Annotated in this window: 23 protein-coding genes; 14 read left to right on the forward strand and 9 right to left on the reverse strand. The window is 38.4% G+C overall.

The features are described 5' to 3' along the window. Nucleotides 1-135: 135 nt before the first annotated feature. On the reverse strand, nucleotides 136-1368 hold the full coding sequence (lysA, locus tag BLO34_RS03835; RefSeq protein ID WP_090752737.1) for a diaminopimelate decarboxylase: 1233 nt from the start codon (nucleotides 1366-1368) through the stop codon (nucleotides 136-138). A gap of 598 nt (nucleotides 1369-1966) precedes the next feature. After that, the gene (locus tag BLO34_RS14655; protein ID WP_172823951.1) at nucleotides 1967-2116 is read right to left on the reverse strand and encodes a hypothetical protein; all 150 of its coding nucleotides are present in this window, start codon (nucleotides 2114-2116) and stop codon (nucleotides 1967-1969) included. 149 nt (nucleotides 2117-2265) lie between these two features. Here BLO34_RS14655 and sucC point away from each other — a divergent pair, with 149 nt between their 5' ends. Beyond that, nucleotides 2266-3459, forward strand: coding sequence for an ADP-forming succinate--CoA ligase subunit beta (gene sucC, locus BLO34_RS03840; protein ID WP_090752740.1), 1194 nt, complete (start codon nucleotides 2266-2268; stop codon nucleotides 3457-3459). Nucleotides 3460-4102: 643 nt separating this feature from the next. Here the strand turns inward: sucC and BLO34_RS03845 are convergent. Beyond that, a complete protein-coding gene (locus BLO34_RS03845; protein WP_090752741.1) occupies nucleotides 4103-4432 on the reverse strand; it encodes a hypothetical protein in 330 nt (109 codons plus the stop codon). A 74-nt stretch (nucleotides 4433-4506) separates the two neighbouring features. Continuing rightward, nucleotides 4507-5577, reverse strand: a complete 1071-nt coding sequence (gene aroB, locus BLO34_RS03850; RefSeq protein ID WP_090756422.1) for a 3-dehydroquinate synthase — start codon at nucleotides 5575-5577, stop codon at nucleotides 4507-4509. Between the two features lie 187 nt (nucleotides 5578-5764). Here aroB and BLO34_RS03855 point away from each other — a divergent pair, with 187 nt between their 5' ends. Continuing rightward, a complete protein-coding gene (locus BLO34_RS03855; RefSeq protein ID WP_090752744.1) occupies nucleotides 5765-6934 on the forward strand; it encodes a proline dehydrogenase family protein in 1170 nt (389 codons plus the stop codon). Here BLO34_RS03855 and BLO34_RS03860 read toward each other — a convergent pair. The 3 genes from BLO34_RS03860 to BLO34_RS14705 are packed head-to-tail and all read right to left on the reverse strand — an operon-like array spanning nucleotide 6931 to nucleotide 8763. After that, on the reverse strand, nucleotides 6931-7311 hold the full coding sequence (locus BLO34_RS03860; protein WP_090752746.1) for a DUF4258 domain-containing protein: 381 nt from the start codon (nucleotides 7309-7311) through the stop codon (nucleotides 6931-6933). The genes BLO34_RS03855 and BLO34_RS03860 overlap by 4 nt on opposite strands. Before the next feature lie 9 nt (nucleotides 7312-7320). Next, on the reverse strand, nucleotides 7321-8520 hold the full coding sequence (locus BLO34_RS03865; protein ID WP_090752748.1) for an alanine dehydrogenase: 1200 nt from the start codon (nucleotides 8518-8520) through the stop codon (nucleotides 7321-7323). Between the two features lie 33 nt (nucleotides 8521-8553). Continuing rightward, nucleotides 8554-8763 carry a hypothetical protein gene (locus BLO34_RS14705; RefSeq protein WP_231959552.1) on the reverse strand — a complete coding sequence of 70 codons (210 nt, stop codon included), beginning with the start codon at nucleotides 8761-8763 and terminating at the stop codon, nucleotides 8554-8556. Between the two features lie 248 nt (nucleotides 8764-9011). On the opposite strand from BLO34_RS14705, the gene BLO34_RS14660 reads away from it, so the two are divergent. Next, the gene (locus BLO34_RS14660; RefSeq protein WP_172823935.1) at nucleotides 9012-9185 is read left to right on the forward strand and encodes a hypothetical protein; all 174 of its coding nucleotides are present in this window, start codon (nucleotides 9012-9014) and stop codon (nucleotides 9183-9185) included. A gap of 135 nt (nucleotides 9186-9320) precedes the next feature. Here BLO34_RS14660 and tsaE read toward each other — a convergent pair whose 3' ends face one another. Continuing rightward, entirely contained in the window at nucleotides 9321-9731 is a 411-nt protein-coding gene (tsaE, locus tag BLO34_RS03875) for a tRNA (adenosine(37)-N6)-threonylcarbamoyltransferase complex ATPase subunit type 1 TsaE (protein WP_090752753.1), read from the reverse strand. Next, nucleotides 9732-11282, reverse strand: coding sequence for a bifunctional response regulator/alkaline phosphatase family protein (locus BLO34_RS03880; protein WP_090752754.1), 1551 nt, complete (start codon nucleotides 11280-11282; stop codon nucleotides 9732-9734). It abuts the gene before it with no gap. Between the two features lie 31 nt (nucleotides 11283-11313). On the opposite strand from BLO34_RS03880, the gene BLO34_RS03885 reads away from it, so the two are divergent. Genes BLO34_RS03885 through BLO34_RS03935 form a run of 11 tightly spaced genes read left to right on the forward strand, consistent with a single transcriptional unit; the run spans nucleotide 11314 to nucleotide 21993 of the window. Beyond that, nucleotides 11314-12531 (forward strand): HD domain-containing protein, encoded by a 1218-nt coding sequence (locus BLO34_RS03885; protein WP_090756424.1) that lies wholly within the window; start codon nucleotides 11314-11316, stop codon nucleotides 12529-12531. Between the two features lie 24 nt (nucleotides 12532-12555). Continuing rightward, on the forward strand, nucleotides 12556-13575 hold the full coding sequence (lpxD, locus tag BLO34_RS03890; protein ID WP_090752756.1) for a UDP-3-O-(3-hydroxymyristoyl)glucosamine N-acyltransferase: 1020 nt from the start codon (nucleotides 12556-12558) through the stop codon (nucleotides 13573-13575). Next, entirely contained in the window at nucleotides 13576-14976 is a 1401-nt protein-coding gene (locus tag BLO34_RS03895; protein ID WP_090752758.1) for a bifunctional UDP-3-O-[3-hydroxymyristoyl] N-acetylglucosamine deacetylase/3-hydroxyacyl-ACP dehydratase, read from the forward strand. After that, nucleotides 14976-15761, forward strand: a complete 786-nt coding sequence (gene lpxA / locus BLO34_RS03900; protein ID WP_090752761.1) for an acyl-ACP--UDP-N-acetylglucosamine O-acyltransferase — start codon at nucleotides 14976-14978, stop codon at nucleotides 15759-15761. The genes BLO34_RS03895 and lpxA overlap by 1 nt, the downstream gene beginning before the upstream one ends. A 3-nt stretch (nucleotides 15762-15764) precedes the next feature. Further along, complete coding sequence (gene efp, locus BLO34_RS03905) at nucleotides 15765-16331, forward strand: elongation factor P (protein ID WP_090752763.1); 567 nt, start codon at nucleotides 15765-15767, stop codon at nucleotides 16329-16331. Beyond that, on the forward strand, nucleotides 16332-17306 hold the full coding sequence (locus tag BLO34_RS03910; protein WP_090752765.1) for a UDP-3-O-(3-hydroxymyristoyl)glucosamine N-acyltransferase: 975 nt from the start codon (nucleotides 16332-16334) through the stop codon (nucleotides 17304-17306). It abuts the gene before it with no gap. A gap of 47 nt (nucleotides 17307-17353) precedes the next feature. Beyond that, nucleotides 17354-17725 carry a nuclear transport factor 2 family protein gene (locus BLO34_RS03915; protein WP_090752767.1) on the forward strand — a complete coding sequence of 124 codons (372 nt, stop codon included), beginning with the start codon at nucleotides 17354-17356 and terminating at the stop codon, nucleotides 17723-17725. A 32-nt stretch (nucleotides 17726-17757) separates the two neighbouring features. Beyond that, entirely contained in the window at nucleotides 17758-18633 is an 876-nt protein-coding gene (gene sucD / locus BLO34_RS03920; protein WP_090752769.1) for a succinate--CoA ligase subunit alpha, read from the forward strand. A gap of 43 nt (nucleotides 18634-18676) precedes the next feature. Then, nucleotides 18677-19219, forward strand: coding sequence for a hypothetical protein (locus tag BLO34_RS03925; protein WP_090752771.1), 543 nt, complete (start codon nucleotides 18677-18679; stop codon nucleotides 19217-19219). Then, nucleotides 19220-19966: a 3-oxoacyl-[acyl-carrier-protein] reductase gene (gene fabG, locus BLO34_RS03930; RefSeq protein WP_090752775.1), complete on the forward strand. Its 747-nt coding sequence runs from the start codon at nucleotides 19220-19222 to the stop codon at nucleotides 19964-19966. It begins immediately after the preceding gene. A gap of 5 nt (nucleotides 19967-19971) precedes the next feature. Continuing rightward, the gene (locus BLO34_RS03935; RefSeq protein WP_231959553.1) at nucleotides 19972-21993 is read left to right on the forward strand and encodes a hypothetical protein; all 2022 of its coding nucleotides are present in this window, start codon (nucleotides 19972-19974) and stop codon (nucleotides 21991-21993) included. The last annotated feature ends 9 nt before the right edge of the window (nucleotides 21994-22002 follow it).

Below are 22002 nucleotides of genomic sequence, written 5' to 3' on the forward strand. Positions count from 1 at the left end.
AATAAAATTCTATCAATATAAAATATTTTTCAATCTCAACAAAAAACTCCCAACCCAACAAAGGATCGAGAGTTCTACAAACATTCAATTAAACAACAAGCAGATGCTGAAATGAATTCAGCATGACATATCTGTTTAGGCTTCTACAGCTTCAGCACCAATCTCCAACTCAACTTCAACCTGATTTCTTAAGATATCATCCATCGTTTCACGCTCCCTTATCAAGTGTGCGGTGCCGTTGTGCCATAGTACCTCTGCAGGTCTGTATCGGCTGTTGTAATTACTTGCCATAGAATAGCAGTAGGCACCAGCGTTTGAGAAAGCAAGGATATCGCCTTCGCCGATCTCGCTTATTTGTCGGTTTTGTGCAAACGTGTCCGTTTCACATATGTATCCAACCACGCTGTAGAATCGGTTTTTACCTTCTGGATTGGAAATATTTTTAATGCCGTGGTAGGAACCGTACAACATAGGTCTGATCAAGTGATTGAAACCAGAATCCACACCAGCGAAAACCGTGCTCGTCGTCTGCTTGATCACATTCACTTGAGCTAAGAAATGTCCAGCCTGCGAAACCAAAAACTTACCTGGCTCAAAAGCAAGCGCAATATCTTTGCCGTACGATTTGCAGAAATCATTGAACCTACCAGACAATTGCTCGCCCAGTTCCTCAATGTCCGTCGACACATCACCTTCTTTGTAAGGTACTTTAAATCCAGAGCCAAAATCGATGAATTCCAGATCCTTAAATTTCGCTGCCGTTTCAAAAAGGATTTCCGTCGCATATAAGAATACGCCTATGTCCAGAATATCGCTACCCGTATGCATATGCACACCATTCACGGTCATCCCAGTATTTTCCACAATACGCAACAAATGCGGAATCTGATGTATGGAAATACCAAACTTAGAATCGATGTGACCTACACTAATATTAGCATTACCACCAGCCATCACGTGCGGGTTGATACGCACACAAACAGGAACCTTGGGATGCTTCGCACCAAATTGTTCCAGAATAGATAAATTGTCAATATTGATCTGCACGCCCATACCGGCGACTTTCTCAATTTCCTCGAGTGAAACACCGTTTGGTGTGTAGATAATTTTTGATGGATCCACGCCAGCAGCAAGACCCAACTGCACTTCCTGTGAACTCACGGTATCGAGTCCGGCGCCTAACTGTTTAAAAAGCTTCAAGATAGAAATGTTTGACAACGCCTTTACAGCGTAGTGAATTCTAAGGTTTTCCACTTTCGCGAAAGCGGACGTCAAACGTTCATACTGCGACACCATCGTGTCTGCATCGTAAACATAGACAGGACTACCGTGCTCCTGCGCTACATTTAATAGATCTTGTGCATTCATTAGTTATGCGATTAAATTTTAATTAAGAGATCAAAAATAGGATGGAGATGCCATATAATTGACTTTATCGCAAAACATTTTGAGTCAAGCCGTATATATCACGTTTTATTTTTACCGTTCGTTTTATTTTTAAGTAGGGCGTTTCCTTCGCTACGGCTCAGGTCGGGCTTTACGTTTCAATCTTTTATCACGCTGCTGGCGCGATAAAAGGATTTTCACTTCAATCCCTAACGCAACATTGTTTCACGATTTTGGATTTTATACTTATCACTGTCATGCTCAATTCATTTCAGTATCTGCCTGCTGCGGTTCCTGAACTAGTAATGTCTGTAAATAACTCTAGAATTCAAAACTATTAATTCTCGTTTCGAACGGCAGCGACTCACTGAGCTTGTCGAAGTGTTGAGAAAAGGAATTTGCAATGAAGTAAGATTAGAACAAGAACTATATCTCGACTAGAGTTCACATTGAGCGTAGTCGAAATGCTCGATACTGGTTTACAAAGATGAAATTAAAGCACAAAGCAAGCCGGTTCGAGCGGCAGCGCTGCCCTGAGCTTGTCGAAGTGTCGAGAACGAGCGACTCGCTAGGATTGAGATCATCTTAGGAAGCAAAGTGATTTGAGTATGGATAAATTCATGTAACCATAACAGAATTTGTAAATTCTCCATTCTCCATTCTCCATTCTCCATTCTCCATTCTCCATTCTCCATTCTCCATTCTCCATTCTCCATTCTCTATTCTCCATTCTCCATTCTCTATCTTCTAATCCCTAATCCCTAATCCCTAATCCCTAATCCCTATAAAAACCTAACGTATTATTAGGATCAATAATTTCCAAATAGCCCAATGCTTCATTATTTTTGCTGGAAACCATTTAAGTAACAAAACATACATATGAATCTTCACGAATATCAAGGAAAAGAAATTTTAGCGAGCTACGGTGTTACCATACAACGAGGTAAAATCGCAACAACTCCAGAGGAAGCTGTACAAGCTGCCAAAGAATTGACTGAAGAGACCGGAACCGGATGGCACGTTATCAAAGCACAGGTTCACGCAGGTGGACGTGGTAAAGGTGGTGGTGTAAAACTTGCCAAAAGCCTTGACGATGTGAAGAAGATCTCTGGCGAAATCATAGGAATGGATCTTGTAACGCCGCAAACTTCAGCCGAAGGAAAGCGCGTACACCAAGTTCTTATAGCAGAGGATGTATACGAACCGGGTGAAGTAGAAGTAGAGGAGTTTTATATGTCCGTACTTCTAGATAGAGCACAAGGCAAAAATATGATCATGTATTCCACAGAAGGTGGAATGGATATAGAGACCGTTGCAGAGGAGACTCCGCATTTGATTTTTACTGAAGTGATAGATCCAGCTCACGGATTGCAGGGTTTCCAAGCGAGACGTATCGCTTTTAACTTAGGCTTGAGCGGCAAGGCATTTAAAGAAATGACCAAATTCGTTTCAAAACTCTACAATGCTTACGTAGGATCTGATTCGGCACTTTTTGAAATTAACCCAGTATTGAAAGCAAGCGATGAGAGAATCATCGCGGTGGATTGTAAAATCACTTTGGACGAGAATGCGTTGTTCCGTCATAAGGATTTGGAAGCGATGAGAGACATCCGTGAAGAAAACCCAACTGAGGTGGAAGCTCGTGAAGTTAGATTGAATTACGTAGACCTTGATGGTAACGTAGGTTGTATGGTTAATGGTGCTGGGCTTGCTATGGCAACTATGGACTTGATTAAACAATCTGGTGGAGAACCAGCTAACTTCCTAGATGTAGGTGGTACCGCAGATGCCAAAAGAGTAGAAGAGGCCTTTAAAATCATCTTGAAAGACAAAGGCGTGAAAGCTATTTTGGTAAATATTTTTGGTGGTATCGTACGTTGTGACCGTGTCGCACAAGGAATCATCGATGCTAAGAAAAGCATGGGTGATGCGATGAATGTACCATTGATCGTTAGACTACAGGGAACCAATGCAGAAATTGCAAAAGAACTGATTGACAACTCTGGAATGGATGTACAAAGCGCCATCGAGTTCAAAGAAGCAGCAGATAAAGTACAGGCTGTACTTGCATAATTAATCATAATTCTCTTAATAGAATTCAAAAACCATCCTAGCGGATGGTTTTTTTGATTTATAAACTAGATAGTGAGTTCCTTCTTTATGACTGCTAGAAACAAATTGTAGGTCACATAAAAGTTTGTAAACCCGTATGGAGCATTTCAACTGTTCTCAATGCAAACACTTGTTGAGATATTTTTTTTGTAAAAAAGATTTGCGCTGAACGAATCTCTCCTTCTCGACACTTCGACAAGCTCAGTGCGGCGCTCTCGCTAGAAGCGGCTTGCAATTTAGTTTATTTATGCAGCTAATAAACCAATATCGAGCGGCAGTCGAGATATGGTTTTCCCACCAGCTTTTTTCATAACGATACGCTCCTTCTCGACACTTCGACAAGGTCAGTGTGGTACTCTCGCTAGAAGCGGCTTTCAATTTTGTGAATGTTGAGAAGCTATTAAACCAGTATCGAGCATTTCGACTTCGCTCAATGTGAATTCTAGTCGGTATATGGTTGTGGCACAGAGGATATGTATCAAACAAATGGTCTCTTATAGATTCTCGCTCGAAATTCCTACCATTAACGATGCACAAAAAAACCGCCCTAATTAGAGGACGGTTTTATAAATTAATATGGAAAACTAAGAAGTTGCAATAATTGCTAATCTTCCTCTTCGTCATCCGGTTCCTCATCTGCGATCTCTGCAGCTTCGGCGTTAGGATCCATTTCTGGTAATGCATCTGGATCGCTCATTTCTGCATCGTCATAGTCATCTACGTCAAAGGCTTCCATTTGCATCTCCAGTTTTTGGGAGATTTTTACAAGATACTTGACATCTTCCGTTTTAACCTCGACGGCATGAATGGTTTCGTTTTTATGATTTTTGAAAGTAATGACATCATCGTCACCATAACCATCTGGATAGCGATCTACTAAAAGCTGTAGAACGTCTGGAGTTAATTTTTTGTAATCTACGATGACATTTCTCATAGTCTAAAGGGTTTCAATTTTTTGGGAAAGTATAAAAATATCTCAGTATCGACAATAAAAAGGAAGGAGTTTATTTATTTGAGATACAATTTAAATCCATTACGTATTTCATCCAGGTTGACTACACAATCGGTTTGATATTGACCTATAGAATTGAGCAATACAAATCGTACCTCACCATTGACATTCTTTTTGTCATGAGCCATCAAGCCTATGATCTGATCCACGTCTTTATCAGTAAAAGAAAGTTTGAGTTCCAACTTTTTATAAAAAGACTCAATCTGATTGAAATCTGCTTGTGACAAATCTGTATTTAAGACACTTAAATAGGATTCTATCATCATACCTGCGGCAATGGCTTCACCGTGAAGTACATCCTCATGATTTTCGCTCGCCATACAGAAAGATTCTATCGCGTGACCAACAGTATGACCGTAGTTAAGAGATTTGCGGGCATCCTTTTCATAGGGATCGCTTTGTACCACATCATTCTTTATAATAATGGATTGGTAAATCAAGGATTCAAAAGTATCATCGCTAAAATCAAAGTCAATGGCCAGCATATTTTCCCAATAGATACGATCTGCAATCAATCCATGTTTGAACATTTCAAAACTACCGTTGCGCAATTGATTTTGAGGTAATGTTTCTAAGAAGTCTGGATCAACCAATGTCATCGCTGGCGGCTGAATCACACCTATCTGATTTTTTAAATTCCCTAGATCCACGCCGTTTTTACCGCCAACTGATGCATCTACCATTGCCAGTAAACTAGTAGGCACGTGTATAAAGTCAATACCTCTCTTAATAGTGCAGGCTACAAAACCGCCTAGATCAGTGACCACGCCACCACCTAAACTTATAAAAAGGCTATTGCGATCGCAACCTAATTCAATAAGCGCGCTCCACACACCAGTACAGGTATCTATATTTTTAAACTCTTCGCCAGCTTCAATTTCTATCACCTCAATAGGCGCGATTGTTTCCAGTCTCGCGATAAACCTAGCATAACAATGTTGCATGGTATTCTCATCAACCAGTACAAATATGATACTCGGCAGTTTTTGAGCAACATAGCTATTTAGTTGCTCATAACACTCTTCGCCAAAATGTATGGCATACGTCTCATTTATTATGGAGGTCATTCTCGTCATCTTACGGTTGATGTTCTCCTAGAATCAAGTTATTTACAATGGCTTTGAGATGAGTTCGCTTTCGCGAAAGCGTAACTTTTACCTACCATTCTACAACAAGTCTTAATGAGAACTTAAATAGGTGTCAAAAGTACAACTCTATGATAAATGAGCTGGGTTTCCCATTTATATTTGCGCCATGAACAAGCAATTTTTTGAGGATACAAAGACGGCTTTTGCCCTTAAGTCTGATTCAGATTTGAAGAAGTCACGGTTTATTTTTTCAATGATGGGACAGCAATGGCTGGTCAATCTAGGTTCTAAGGCGACCATGATAGGTTTGAAAATGGGCTTGCCTATCAAAGGCTTGATCAGGAATACCATTTTTGATCAGTTTTGCGGTGGTACGACGGAAGATGAGTGCATGCCAGAGGTTGAGAGAATGTATGAGAAAGGCGTGAGTTCTATCCTGGATTACTCTGTTGAAGGAAAAGAAAATGAAGCCGATTTTGATAACGTCGTAGGTAAGAAGCTGACTTTGATCCATGCAGCAGCTATTAATCAGGCATTACCATTTGAAGTGGTTAAACCAACAGGATTGGGAAGGTTTTACATTTGGCAAAAAGTGTCTGAAGGTGTAGAACTTTCCGCCCCAGAAAAATTGGAATGGGAACGCATCGTTAATAGGGTTGATTTGTTGTGTAAAACGGCAGTTGATAGTGAAGTAATGCTACTTTTTGACGGTGAGGAAAGCTGGATGCAGGATGCTGCTGATGCTCTGATTAGAGATATGATGCAGAGTTACAACAAAGAAAAAGCTTACATCTACAACACGGTGCAATGCTACCGCTGGGATCGATTACAGTACATTGAGAATTTATATCAAAACGCTAAGGCCAATAATTTTATTGCTGGTGCCAAAATTGTACGTGGTGCCTACATGGAAAAAGAACGCGATAGAGCAGCAGAAATGAATTATCCTTCACCAATTTGTAAAGATAAAGCCGCCACTGACGACATGTTCAACGATGTCATGAACTTTATTCTGGATCATCTAGATACTATTAAATTGTGTTTAGGAACACATAATGAGGAAAGTACGATGGATACTATTGAGTTCATGAAAGAAAAAGGAATTGATCCAAAAAGTGGTGATGTGTGGTTTGGTCAATTATATGGAATGAGTGATAATCTAACGTTCAATCTGGCAAAAGAAGATTATAATGTCTTCAAAATATTACCCTTTGGACCTATAAAAGATGTGATGCCTTACCTAATTAGGAGAGCACAAGAGAATACTTCTGTAGCTGGGCAGGTCGGCCGTGAATTAAATTTGATCAATAAAGAAATCGAGCGTCGCGATATTTAATTCGTTTCTATTACTAATTCTTCTACGCGAACAAAACGATCGCAGTTGGTCACAATCAAAGCAGTTTTGGCAAGTTCTTTACGACCATTAATATAGTATCGATTGCACGGAATTGTATCTGTATTTGATTTTGAGAAATCAACGTCTCCATATTTAAGAATCATTATAACGCTGGTCGTATCTATCTCACGATTGGAAAGCAGCTCTCTAAACTCTGGAGAAAATCGTACCGAGTTTTTTTTATTGATATCAGCTATGACACGATCTCCCGGAAACCAATTACATTGAGCGCGTTTACCGCTTAAAAAAAACACTAGAAAAACGAGCCCTATGGCAAAACCGCCCATGTAGAAACCTAGACGTTTAATAAAATTCATGAAGTTTGCTTAAAAGATGAGCAAATTTACATCGCTGCAAGGTAGGTTGTACCACTCACCAACAGATTTATTGGTATTTATGCCGTGATACATGTAGATTCCGTTTTTGAGTCCTTTGTCCATTCTTATAGAATGTTCAATCCCACCATCATCTGCAATGTTTAAAATGTAAGGCGTAAAAATATTGCTTAAGGAAATGGATGCCGTCTTTGAATATCTTGAAGGTAAGTTGGGTACACAATAATGAGTCACACCAAATTTTACAAAGGTTGGTTTCTCGTGAGTGGTAAGTTCGCTTGTTTCAAAACAACCACCCATATCGATACTCACATCTATGATTACAGAACCAGCTTTCATATTTTCCACCATTGTTTGAGAAACCACAACAGGAGCACGATTCTTACCGGATAATGCCGCAATGACTACGTCACAACGTCTTAGTGCTTTAGAAAGATATTTGGGTTGCAACGTACTGGTAAATACGGATTGACTTACATTGTCTTTGACTTTTCTCAAGTTGGATATTGAATTGTCAAATACTTTTACGTTTGCACCTAAACCTAATGCGGTACGAATCGCAAATTCTCCAACCGTTCCTGCGCCCATTATTACGACTTCTACCGGCGGTACACCAGTTATATTCCCGAAAAGCTGACCAGTTCTGTTAGGACCACTACTCAATAATTCTGATGCGATTAAAATGGAGGCTACTCCAGAAATTTCACTGAGAGCTGCAGTTGCGATATAATGTCCCTCATCATCCTGAATAAATTCAAATGCTAAGGCCGTAATTTTTTTCTCAGCTAGCTTTTCAAAGTATTCCTTGTTGCGAGTTTTAAGTTGTAAAGCACTGATCAGAACCGTTTGTGGCTTGATCATTTTTATTTCTTCTAAAGATGGTGGTGCTACTTTAAGTATAGTAGGACAGGAGAAAACCTTTTTAGTATCTGAGGTTAACTCTGCGCCAGCCTCAAGATATTCATTGTCAATAAAGCTACTTCCTAATCCTGCGCCCTTTTCCATGATGATGCGATGACCGTGTGCTGTAAGTGCCGCAACGGCATCTGGAGTTAAACAAATGCGTTTTTCAACGTGTTGATCTTCTTTAGGAATACCTATAAAAAGCTCTTTTTTAGTACGTTGAATCTCCAATCGCTCCTCTTGCGGGATCAACTGGTCTTTAGTAAAAGGATTGAGAACGTGACTCATAATGTAAAATATGCAGTCAGCAATATAGAATAATTACTTGAAAAATTTATCGCTCGGTTTTTTAATGAAGTTCTCAATTTCAGAGATGTCAATCCCATGAACCTTATCAAAAACCTTTGTTCTAGCGAGATATGACGCAGATAATGACGCAACTACAACGGGAACTAAGAAGCCTAATTCTTGTCCTTCATCCATGATATGGATATCATCATTTATTGCACTATACATTTGAAAAGCAAACATGGCCATTGGAATTAAGATACAATGATACCACCAATGCTTACAAGTTAGAAACCAGATTACCATTAAATAAAAAGGTATAAACTTTGCCATTATAGTCCAGATACTTACTTGAGCTCTTAGATAATATCCCGAGTGATATGTAAACAAAAAATTGTCCCAATCCGGACCGGTTGGGACAACTTCATAAGTATAAAAAAAGTATGGAGTAGTGGCCAGAATGACCGCTACAATACTACCCACGAGAAGGTATGATGATCCATCTTTTGTCGATTTTCTTTGCATTGGTTGTTTCAGGTGCAAATGATGTTGCAGCAGTTGCAGCTAAAGATACTGCAAAAAGTGAAACTAGGGCGATTGCTTTGAGTGATTTGTTGTTCATAATAATTGGTTTAAGTAAGTTAAAAAAGGGTTTAAGTAAATAAGTGATATAAAACTAGGGATCACTTGCCTTTTTTTTCTTCAAACCAAATATTTATCGACGTAAGATCTAGATTATCGTTGTAATTGTAATTATTAAGATAATATCAAGTTAATAATTTAATAAATGATAAATTAGTTTATCGACGAACTACATCATTCACGTTTAGACTTCTTAAATCTTTCCCAATAATATCTATTTTAATATGTTGGTAATCAGAAATAATTGGAATTATAAGCGATGGCCACTCAATAAGTCTTAGGGACTTTTCATCGAAATATTCTTCAACTCCTATATCGTGTAATTCATCGATTGATTCAATACGGTATAAGTCAAAATGGTATATTCTATAATTATTCCCTTGATATTGGTTAACAATATTATAAGTAGGAGATGATATATTTTCGGTTACGCCTAGTTGTTTACAGATCGCTGCAATTAGTGTGGTCTTTCCAGATCCCATGGGTGCATCGAATAATAGGTTATCACTTTTCGCGGAAGCGATAACGTAAGCTGCAGCCTTATCAATTTCTTCTAGACTATATTCCATCTATCTAGGGTTGAATACCGCAAATGGAATTAACATCTCTTCCAAGGAAACACCGCCATGTTGATAGGTGTTTCTATAATAACTCACATAATGATTGTAGTTGTTGGGATATGCGAAGAAAAGATCTCCCTTAGCAAAGATGAAACTACTGCTCATATTTATCTTAGGTAGACCTATTGTATTAGGATCTGTGGCTGCCAGAACATCTTTATCTTCATAAGACAAACTGCGGCCGGTTTTGTATCGCAGATTGAGACTTGTGTTTTTATCGCCTATCACTTTACTAGGAGTGGTCACATTTATGGTACCATGATCCGTGGTAAGAACGAGTTTCATACCAAGTTCTGCACCACGCTGGATCATCTCCAATAATGGCGAATTCTTAAACCAACTTACCGTAAGAGAACGATATGACTTATCTGTACTCGCAAGGTCCTTGATAACTTCCATTTCTGTTTTAGAATGGGAAAGCATATCCACAAAGTTGTAGACAATTACAGTCAAGTCATTATCTTTTTGAGTTTTAAAGCTCTCGGCTAGTTTGCGACCATTCTGTTCGTTTGTAATTTTGTGGTATTGATGTGTGATATTTAATCCCAGACGTTTGAGCTGCGCTTCAAGAAAATCATTCTCGTGCATGTTTTTGCCACCATCATCTGTATCATTAAGCCAGTAGTTAGGATGTCTCTTTTCCATATCTGCTGGCATTAGGCCAGAAAAAATAGCATTACGAGCATACTGTGTAGCTGTTGGCAAAATCGAACAGTACGTTTCTTCCTGCACCTTTTTGTAGGTGTTGTTCACGATGTTTTCGAACATCTTGAATTGATCATATCGCATGTTGTCTACCACTACAAATAGAACCGGTTCTTTTTCTTTTAATAGAGGAACCACTCTTTTTTTGAAAAGCTGATGACTCAAAATTGGCGCATCCTCTTCATCTTCAAACCAATCTTTATAATTCTTATCAATGAATTTGCAGAATTGCTGATTGGCTTCTGTTTTTTGAGCTGTTAGAATTTCAAACATGCCGCTATCATCTACATTCTCAAGTTCCAATTCCCAAAAAAGTAGTCTTTGATACATCTGTACCCATTCCTCATAGCTATTGATCATGGAAAGATCCATGGCAATCTTGCGGAATTCCCTTTGATAATCAGAGGTTGTTTTTGCATTAACGAGTCTCGAATGGTCCAGATTCTTTTTGAGAGATAGCAAAATCTGATTAGGGTTGACAGGCTTGATCAGATAATCTGCGATTTTTGAACCTATGGCTTCTTCCATGATATATTCTTCCTCACTCTTAGTGATCATAATCACGGGAAGATTTGCCTGCTTTTCCTTGATTTCGTGAAGGGTTTCCAGTCCAGTCAATCCAGGCATATTCTCATCGAGTAGAATTATATCATAAATTTCTTCTTCAATAGCCTCTATTGCCTCAGTTCCAGATACTCTTGTATCCACTTCATACCCCTTATTTGTAAGAAATATAATATGTGGTTTTAAGAGGTCCACTTCATCATCTACCCATAGTATTTTGATCGTCGTCATATCTGTATATTTGTTGAAACGCTTGCATCTATTGAAACAGCAGAACAAACTTAAAATATTAAACGATCCTATCTATGGATTTATTTCCGTCCCCAGCAACGAGATATTTGAGTTAATAGAACATCCTTACTTTCAAAGGTTGCGTCGCATCACCCAGATGGGATTGAGTTATTTAGTCTATCCAGGTGCAAATCACACTAGATTTCATCACGCGATTGGTTGCATGCATCTCATGCAAAAAGCTGTTCAAGTCCTTAGATCAAAGTCGGTTAGCATTAGTGATGTTGAAGAAGATGCTCTTTATAAAGCGATTTTATTACATGATTTAGGGCATGGACCATTTTCTCACGCACTGGAAAATTTGATCATTCCAGGACTACATCACGAGCAAATTTCATTGCTTTTCATGGAGGATTTGAACGACCAGTTTAACGGAAGTTTAACCACAGCCATTCAAATATTCAAAGGAGAATACGACCGGCCGTTTATGCTTGAGTTAGTTTCTAGCCAATTGGATATGGATCGTCTGGATTACTTGAGAAGAGACAGTTTTTACACCGGCGTTGCAGAAGGTAACATCAATAGCCAGCGGCTTATTGCCATGCTCAATGTTAAGAACGACCGGCTAGTGGTAGAAGAAAAGGCACTATACAGTGTGGAAAGCTTCTTATCGAATCGCCGTTTGATGTATTGGCAAGTTTATTTACATAAAACGGGAATAGGAGCAGAGCATCTACTGCAGAGTGTTTTCAAGCGCATCGAGGAGTTAATTCAACGTGGTAAGACTGTAAAAATTCCTGAAACCCTTCAGTATTTTTTGATTGACAAGAGCAATATCCCAAAGGTTTTTTTACCTGCATTTGCTAGGATTGACGACAGCGATGTAATACAGCTTTTAAAAATCAATATGACAGCAGACGATTTTGTTCTGAGTGAGCTCTGCAAAATGATTATTAATAGACAATTATTGAAAATCAAAATCTCTGACAAACCTGTATCTAAAACCAGACTGACAAAGAAGATCGAAAAACTGAAAAAGTCCTATAATCTTTCTGATGAAGAAGCATCCTATTTTATTTTCAATGGGACTATTAGTAATTCCGCTTACGCGAAAGCGAATCCTATTTTAATATTGAACAAAAAAGGGACGTTGGAAGAATTGACAGACGCCACAAACGAGCAAAGTTTTGAAGCACTAACCAAAGTTGTTACTAAATATTACTATTGCTATCCTAAGATTCAAGATTGATGTTAAATTAGTATTTTTGCTAGAATGAAATTTAAAGTGCAACAGATTGCAGATATTTTAGAGGGAACCGTGGTGGGCGATCCCAATATTGAAGTCAACAAACTGTCTAAAATTGAAGAAGGATCAACAGGCAGTCTTAGTTTTTTATCAAATCCTAAGTATACTTCCTATTTGTACTCCACAAAGGCTTCTGCAGTTATTGTAAATGAAAATTTTGTTGCAGAAAACGAGGTGTCATCGACACTTATCAAGGTGAAAGATTCTTATAAAGCATTCTCTAAATTGCTTGAATTCTATCAAGCTGCAAAACTTAATAAGAATGGTGTCGAACAACCTAGTTTTATTCATGACAGCGTCAATTATAAAGACGATTTATATTTAGGTGCATTTAGTTATGTTGCAGAAAATGTAAAAATTGGAAATAACGTCAAGATATTTTCTAACGTTCATATTTCTGAGAATGTCACGATTGGTGATAATTGCGTGATTTATTCTGGTGCTAAGATTATGTCAGAATCTGTAATTGGCAATCATGTGATTATCAATTCTGGTTGTGTCATAGGTGCAGATGGTTTTGGCTTTTCACCCAATGATGATGGTAGTTATTCTAAAGTTCCGCAAATAGGAAATGTAATTATAGAAGACTACGTAGATATAGGTGCTTTAACAACAATCGATAGAGCCACATTAGGAAGTACGATAATTAGAAAAGGAGTGAAGCTTGACAATCAGATTCAAGTCGCTCACAATGTAGAAATAGGAGAAAATACAGTTATCGCCTCGCAAACTGGAATTGCAGGTAGTACAAAAATAGGTAAGAATTGTAGGATTGGTGGTCAGGTTGGTGTAGCGGGACATCTTACAATAGGTGATAATGTTGGAATACAAGCGCAATCAGGAATTGGACGAAATATTAAATCCAACTCTAATATTCAAGGTTCTCCAGCATTTGATTATGGCGATTGGAATAGATCTTATGTGAATTTCAAAAACCTTCCGAAAATTGAAAAAAGAATAACACAGTTAGAGAAAAATCACGCATAAATGACGGCAACAGAGTTTAAGCAAACAACCATTGAAAATGCCGTATCACTAAGCGGTGTAGGTTTACATACTGGAAAATCTGTAAATCTAAATTTTAAACCAGCACCAGCAGATCACGGTTATGCCTTTCAAAGAATTGATCTTGAAGGTGAGCCGGTTATTGAAGCTTTGGCGCAATATGTGACCGATACCAAAAGAGGTACAACTCTTGACAAAAATGGTGTGCAAATCAATACTTGCGAGCATGTGTTAGCTGCCTTAGTAGGTTTAGAAATAGATAACTGTTTGATAGAAATAAACAGTAGTGAACCACCTATAATGGATGGGTCTTCTAAGTTTTTTGTAGAAGCATTAGAAAAAGCCGGTAAAGTTGAGCTTGAAGCACAACGTAAGGAATTTGTTGTGAATGAAGTTATTTCCTATAAAGATGAAGAAACAGGCAGCGAGATTCTTCTCATGCCCGCAGACTCCTATCAGATAACAACGATGGTGGATTTTGGAACGAAAGTTCTGGGAACGCAAAACGCCACTTTACAAAAGCTTTCAAACTTCAAGGATGATATAGCGAGCTCTAGAACCTTTAGTTTTTTGCATGAGATTGAAATGTTATTGGAGCATGGTCTTATTCAAGGTGGCGATCTCAACAATGCGATCGTATATGTAGACAAAGAATTGTCTGAAAAGACAATGTCTAATTTAAAGAAAGCTTTCAACAAGGAAAACATTTCGGTTAAGCCTAATGGTATTCTTGATAATTTGACGTTGCATCATCCTAACGAGGCCGCTAGACACAAACTGCTTGATGTTATAGGTGACCTAGCATTAGTAGGTTACAGAATTCGAGGAAAAGTAATAGCAACAAAACCAGGGCATTTTATAAATACCCAATTTGCTAAAAAGCTTTCAAAACATATAAAGAAGGAGATCAGGGATAACGTTCCGCAGGTGGATATTCATCAGGAGCCTTTAATGGATACGGTCAAAATCATGGAGGTTTTACCACATAGACCACCATTTCTTTTGGTAGATAAAATTTTTAAACTTACAGACACCCAGGTTATTGGTTTGAAGAATGTTACCATGAACGAACCGTTCTTTGTGGGTCACTTTCCAGGACAACCAGTTATGCCAGGTGTTTTAATAGTAGAGGCAATGGCGCAGAATGGTGGTATCCTAGTGTTGAGTACCGTACCTGATCCTGAAAATTATCTTACGTTTTTTATGAAAATGGATAATGTAAAATTCAAGCGCAAAGTTTCTCCGGGAGATACGCTTATCTTTAAGGCAGAACTGATTAGCCCTATACGTAGAGGAATTGCCCATATGCAGGCTTATGCTTATGCAAATGGCGTTCTTTGCGCAGAAGCCGAACTCATGGCTCAAATTTCTAAAGTCAAATAATGAACCAACCACTAGCATACGTACATCCAGGAGCTAAAATCGCCAAGAATGTCGTTATTGAACCGTTTACTACTATTCATAATGATGTTATCATTGGTGAAGGATCATGGATAGGTTCAAATGTGACCATCATGGAAGGTGCACGTATCGGTAAGAATGTGAGCATTTTTCCTGGCGCAGTGATATCTGCCATTCCACAAGATAAAAAATTCGATGATGAGGATACACAAACCATTATAGGTGACGGCACAACGATTAGAGAGTGCGTTACTATAAATAGAGGAACTACTGACAGGATGAAAACCATCATCGGGAAGAATTGTTGGATAATGGCTTATTGTCACATAGCTCATGACTGTGTTGTGGGTGACAATTGCATATTTTCAAATAACAGCACGTTAGCTGGACATATTACTGTTGGAGATCACGTGGTTTTGGCTGGTATGGCTGCCGTTCAGCAATTTTGCCAGGTAGGTAGTCACGCATTTGTAACTGGTGGGTCACTTGTCCGTAAAGATGTACCGCCATTTGTAAAGGCAGGTCGTGAGCCACTTAGCTATGTTGGAATCAACAGTGTAGGTTTGAGACGTCGTGGTTTCGAGTTAGAGAAGATCAGAGAAATCCAGGATATATTTAGAATCCTTTATCAAAAGAATTACAATGTGAGCCAAGCAGTGGAAATCATTGAAGCAGAAATGAGTGCAACTACAGAGCGCGACGAAATTTTAGAATTTATTAAAAACTCAAAACGAGGTATCATGAGAGGATACGTCGGTAGTAATTAACATATGGCATCAACAAGCGACATTAGAAAAGGATTGTGCATTAGGTACAACAACGATATTTATAAGATCATAGAATTCTTGCACGTTAAGCCTGGTAAAGGTCCAGCGTTTGTGAGAACTAAACTCAAAAGTGTAACGACTGGTAAAGTGCTGGACAATACATTTTCTGCAGGTCACAAGATTGAGGATATTAGAGTAGAAAGTCAGAAATTCCAGTATTTATATAACGATGGTGAATGGTTTCACTTTATGAATACAGATGATTATTCACAAATCCGTTTGTTGGAAAACTCATTGGACACGCCAGACTTGTTGAAAGAAGGTGAGAATGTAACCATCCAGATCAATACCGAGGATAATTCACCATTATCTGTTGACATGCCGCAGTATGTCGTACTTGAAGTCACAGCAACTGAGCCTGGACTTAAGGGAAATACAGCTACAAACGCTACAAAACCTGCTACTGTAGAAACTGGAGCATCTGTGAATGTTCCTTTATTTATAAATGAAGGAGATATTATCCGCATTGATACAGAGAAAGGATCGTATCAAGAACGCATGAAGCAATAATTGAAGTTTCCATCCACATACAAGCTAAGTGAGATAGCAACTATTTTAGGTTGTGAGTTTGTTGGTGAACCAGATTTTCCCGTGACTGGTATGAACGAGATTCATGTTGTCACTCCTGGGGATATCGTTTTTGTGGATCACCCTAAATATTACGATAAAGCTTTGGCTAGTGCAGCCACGACTGTTTTAATCAACAAAAAGGTAGATTGTCCAGAAGGTAAAGCGTTGTTAATTTCAGACGATCCATTTCGGGATTTTAATGTATTGACAAAGAAGTTTAAACCGTTCACCGCTTTCGCGAAAGCGGAACAAACCTCATACAAAGTTGGTAAAAACAGCATCATCCAGCCCAACACCTTTATTTCAAAAGATGTGGTAATTGGTGATAACTGCATAATTCATAGTAACGTATCCATCAATAACGACTGTATCATAGGCGATAATGTTATTATCCATTCTGGAACCGTAATAGGTGCTGATGCTTTTTATTACAAAAAACGAGAATCTGGATATGACAAATTATTGAGTAATGGACGTGTAGTGATTGAGGACAATGTAGAAATAGGAGCTCTTTGTTCGATTGATCGCGGTGTTACTGGAGATACTACTATAGGTTATGGGTCAAAACTAGACAATCAAGTCCAGATAGGTCATGATACAGTTTTGGGTAAACATGTGCTTATTGCTAGCCAGGTTGGGATTGCAGGCTGTGTTGTTATTGAAGATGAAGTGATTATTTGGGGTCAGGTTGGAATTACTAGCGGGATTACAATTGGCAAAAAAGCTGTCATATCTGGAAAAGCTGGCGTTAGCAAGTCATTAGAGCCCAACAAAAGCTATTTTGGTATTCCTGCAGATGATTTTAGATCAAAGTATAAGGAGATAGCAGCGATTCGCCAGATTCCAGAATTGAAAAAAGAAATAGAAGAGTTAAAATCGAAAGCTAATCGGGACTTAAAGTCCTCTCAAATATAGAGGTCCCTTGAAATGAGCTTCTTAATATTGTAAATTGAATAAATAAGATGTCAGCAGCGGCAAAAAAATTAGTACAATCATTCTTTGAATCAGATTCCTTTTCTAAAAAAGAGGTTTACGAACAGTTTGTTCATCCTGATTTGGAGGTGTATTGGCATTCTAGTACTGGTTATAACGTATATGATTTTGCTAGTTATTGGGAATTAATTGAATCTGCATCGTTATCTTATGAAAGTATTAGATATGATGTAAGTCACATTCTTAGTGAAAAGGACGAAGTAGCTGTTAGATATACATTATACTCTAGAACTATTGAAAACCCAGGTGAAGAGGTTCCTATAGGCTACTTCATAAGTATTTGGGAAGTCAAAGATGGAAAGCTGGCAACGTGTCATCAGACGAGTTATCCAGCAATTTAAAATTTAATAATACTCAACTTAAAATTATATAAATGAGCGTTTTAGTAAACAAGGATTCTAAAATTATTGTTCAAGGATTCACAGGTAGTGAAGGAACATTCCATGCAGGTCAAATGATCGAGTATGGAACTAATGTTGTTGGTGGCGTGACGCCAGGAAAAGGTGGACAAAGCCATTTAGACAAGCCTGTTTTCAATACGGTTAAAGAAGCTGTAGATAGGGTAAGTGCAGACGTAACTATCATTTTCGTACCACCAGCTTTTGCTGCAGATGCAATTATGGAAGCTGCAGATGCAGGAATAAAGGTAATTATTACAATTACAGAAGGTATTCCTGTGGCAGATATGGTTAAAGCTGCAGACTATATCAAAAATAAAGATTGTAGACTAGTAGGTCCTAACTGTCCAGGTGTGATCACTCCAGGTGAAGCAAAGGTTGGTATCATGCCAGGATTTGTTTTCAAAAAAGGAAAAGTTGGAATCGTCTCCAAATCAGGAACTCTAACTTATGAAGCTTCTGACCAGGTAGTAAAGCAAGGTTTCGGAATTTCTACAGCGATTGGAATTGGTGGTGACCCAATTATTGGAACCACTACTAAAGATGCCATTGAGCTTTTCATGAATGATCCAGAAACGGAAGCTATCGTTATGATAGGTGAGATAGGTGGTCAATTGGAAGCAGACGCTGCTAAATGGATCAAAGAAAATGGTAATAAAAAACCAGTGATAGGATTTATTGCAGGAGAAACAGCACCTGCTGGTAGAACTATGGGACATGCTGGAGCTATCGTAGGTGGATCTGAAGATACTGCCCAGGCCAAAAAGAAAATAATGAGAGAATCTGGTATTCACGTAGTAGACTCTCCAGCCGAAATAGGTAAAAAAGTGGCAGAGGTACTTTCAAAATAGTTTGAAAGTAACCTGTAGTCATAAATATTAAAATTTCCCCTTTATGTCGAACTACAAAATAAGTGATGAAATTGCGGTAAAGATGAAACTTCATTACCAACAAGAGTATTCACAAACATTGAAGAAGCTTGGAGAGCTGAAAGCTGTTCTCGATGAATTGTCTAATGTGGACACTGGTATTCCTGAATCACAATCTGTGGTGAGCGCTGAGAATATATCACCGCAAAATGATCGCGGTAATCAGGTAACTCCATCAGAGAAGCCTAAGCGCAAGTACAAAAAGAAACCTGGTAGGAAATCTATCTGGGGAAAGTTCATTTTGTCTCGACTCAAAGCCACTCGCACTCCCTTATCTTACGATGACATGACAAGTCATGCCATTGCAATAAAAAATCTAGAACCAACAGAGTTTGATAAAATTCGTAAGAAAATAATAGCTTCTGCATTTGTGCTGCGAACCAAACAAGACAAGATTGATAATTTTGCCATTAAAGGTTCCAGAACAAAATACATGGGTCTTAAAGAATGGTACGAAAGAGAAGGTTTGCTTAAAGAGGAATATCGAACTAAAATAGTTACAAACTAGATGAAATTACTGGAAGGAAAAAATGCAATTATAACCGGTGCAAGCCGCGGAATAGGTAGTGGTATAGCAAAAGTTTTTGCAGAAAATGGAGCCAACGTTGCCTTTACTTACAGCAGTTCTGAAGGTCCAGCAAAGGAGTTGGAAAAAGAGTTGCAGGAAATGGGAGTTACTGCCAAAGCCTACAAAAGTAACGCTGCAGATTTCAAGGAGTCACAAGAGCTAATCGATCAAGTAACAAAGGATTTTGAATCTATTGATATCCTTATTAATAATGCAGGTATCACTAAGGATAACCTATTGATGCGTATTAGTGAAGAAGATTTTGATAAGGTTATTGAAGTAAATTTGAAATCGGTATTTAATATGACTAAGGCCGTACAACGTACCATGCTCAAACAGCGTCACGGTAGTATCATAAATATGAGTAGTGTGGTAGGAGTTAAGGGAAATGCAGGTCAAACCAATTATGCAGCTAGTAAAGCAGGTATCATTGGGTTTACAAAGTCTGTTGCTCTTGAACTAGGTTCTAGAAACATTAGATGTAATGCCATAGCTCCAGGATTTATCGAGACTGAAATGACTGGTGCACTCAATGAAGAAACAGTACAGAGTTGGAGAGAAGCAATACCACTCAAACGTGGCGGTACGCCAGAAGATGTTGCAAATGCTTGTGTCTTTCTTGCGAGTGACTTGAGTTCCTATGTGACTGGACAGACACTCCATGTGGATGGTGGCATGTTGACATAACATATATGATGGTCTGGATCTGGTTGTTTATTGCAGTGATTGCTGCAATTGTAGTTGCACTGATTCAGTATGATTACTTATTTTCCAGCAGTAAAAAGAATAGAAAACCGTGGTTTGCCGTTTTAAGAGCGATCACGGTTTTTTGCGTTTTGCTCCTTTTTATTAGTCCTAAATTTGAGAGTCAATCCTACAAAACAATAAGACCGCAATTGGTCCTAATGACTGACAACAGTCAATCGATTGAGAATCTAGAAGCGAGTAACCCATTAGAAATTGATCTGGAACAGATACGAACAGATCCAGATCTCAATGAAAGATTTGAAATAGTCACTTATCAATTTGCAGAGGATATTTCATTATCAGACAGCCTCAATTTCAATGGAACAGCTACCAATATTGCAAATGCCATTGATCAACCTCAAGAATTGTTGAGAGGTAGAAATAAGGCTATTGTTTTGATGACAGATGGCAATCAAACCTTAGGCAAGAACTATCGCTACACCAGTTTAGATCGCAATTCTCATCTCTATCCCATCGTTTATGGAGATACAACCAGATATCCAGACCTCAGGATCAATCAAGTGAATGTGAATAGGTATAGTTATCTCAATAATGAATATCCAGTTGAAGTCTTTGTTAGCTATACCGGTCAAGCTGCCGTCAGTACAAATTTCAAGATTACAAATGGGAATGCGGTTTTGCATCAGCAACGTTTGGAGTTTGATGCTGACAAAACATCTGCTGTCATCAATGTCCAGCTTAAGAGTAACTCCATTGGATTGCAGATAATGGTGGCTCAAGTAGACCCAATCACCAGCGAGAAAAATATCACTAATAACCGTAGAGATTTTGCCGTCGAGGTGATCGATCAACAATCAAAAATATTGATCCTAAGCAACATCGTACATCCTGATATTGCCGCTTTAAAGAAAGCTATTGAGTCCAATAGGCAGCGCAGCGTTGACATCATGAAAACCACAGATGCTTATGATATTAATGACTATAATCTAGTAATAATGTTTGGTTTGGATTCCGCTTTCGCGAAAGCGTACTCAACCATAAAAACTTTGCAAAAAAACACTTGGCTCATTTTAGGGCCTAAGCCGGATTTAGGATTTTTAAATCGCACTACAGCAGCTTTTCAGATTGAGAATTATCCGCAGCGAGATGACGTGCAGCCTATCTTGAATGATGCCTATCCAAACTTCAACCTTGAATCTTTTGACTTTGAAGATTATCCACCGGTGACAGCGCCTTTCGGTCAAATAACAGCTCGTGAGTCTTTATCTGTTTTAATGTATAAGCAAATTGGTTCTGTAACTACAGATCAGCCCTTGTGGTTTACCTATGAAGATGGAACCAGTAAACACGCAGTTTTTACAGGAAGTGGTTTGTGGCGCTGGAGATCGCAAAGCTACTTACAAGAAAAAGACTTTAGAAACTTTGATGATCTGATCAATTCCCAGATACAGTTTTTGGCAAGTAATAAAAAGAGGGATCGGTTGGATGTTGATTCTAGGACTTTTTATTTTGAGAATGATCGCATTTTGATTTCTGCACAGTATTTGAACCAAAACTATGAATTCATCTCAGATGGCGTGTTGAACATGCAGCTATCAAACGATGAAACCAATGAGCAGTTAGTCAGACCTTTTGTTCTTTCTAATAATACCTATCAAGTAGACTTGAGCGGTCTACCTGCTGGAGATTACTCTTATACGGTAGAGGCTGCCAATGAAAATTTACGTAGATCTGGTGCGTTTTCCATATTAGAATTCAATATAGAAAAGCAATTTGTAAATGCTGACTATCAGTCTCTTCAATCAATCGCTACTGATCGACAGATATTTTACGGAAAGGAAACCGAAAAACTTAAGACCAAGTTATTAAGTGATACCTTGCTACAAGATGTGGAAAGAAGCGAAACGACTTATGAATCGCTGATTGATTGGAAGGTTTTGTTAGCTATCATTTTACTACTACTTTCTGCGGAATGGTTCCTGAGAAAGTATAACGGATTAATTTAAAATATATAT

It is taken from the genome of Nonlabens sp. Hel1_33_55 (assembly GCF_900101765.1).
Lineage (GTDB): Bacteria > Bacteroidota > Bacteroidia > Flavobacteriales > Flavobacteriaceae > Nonlabens.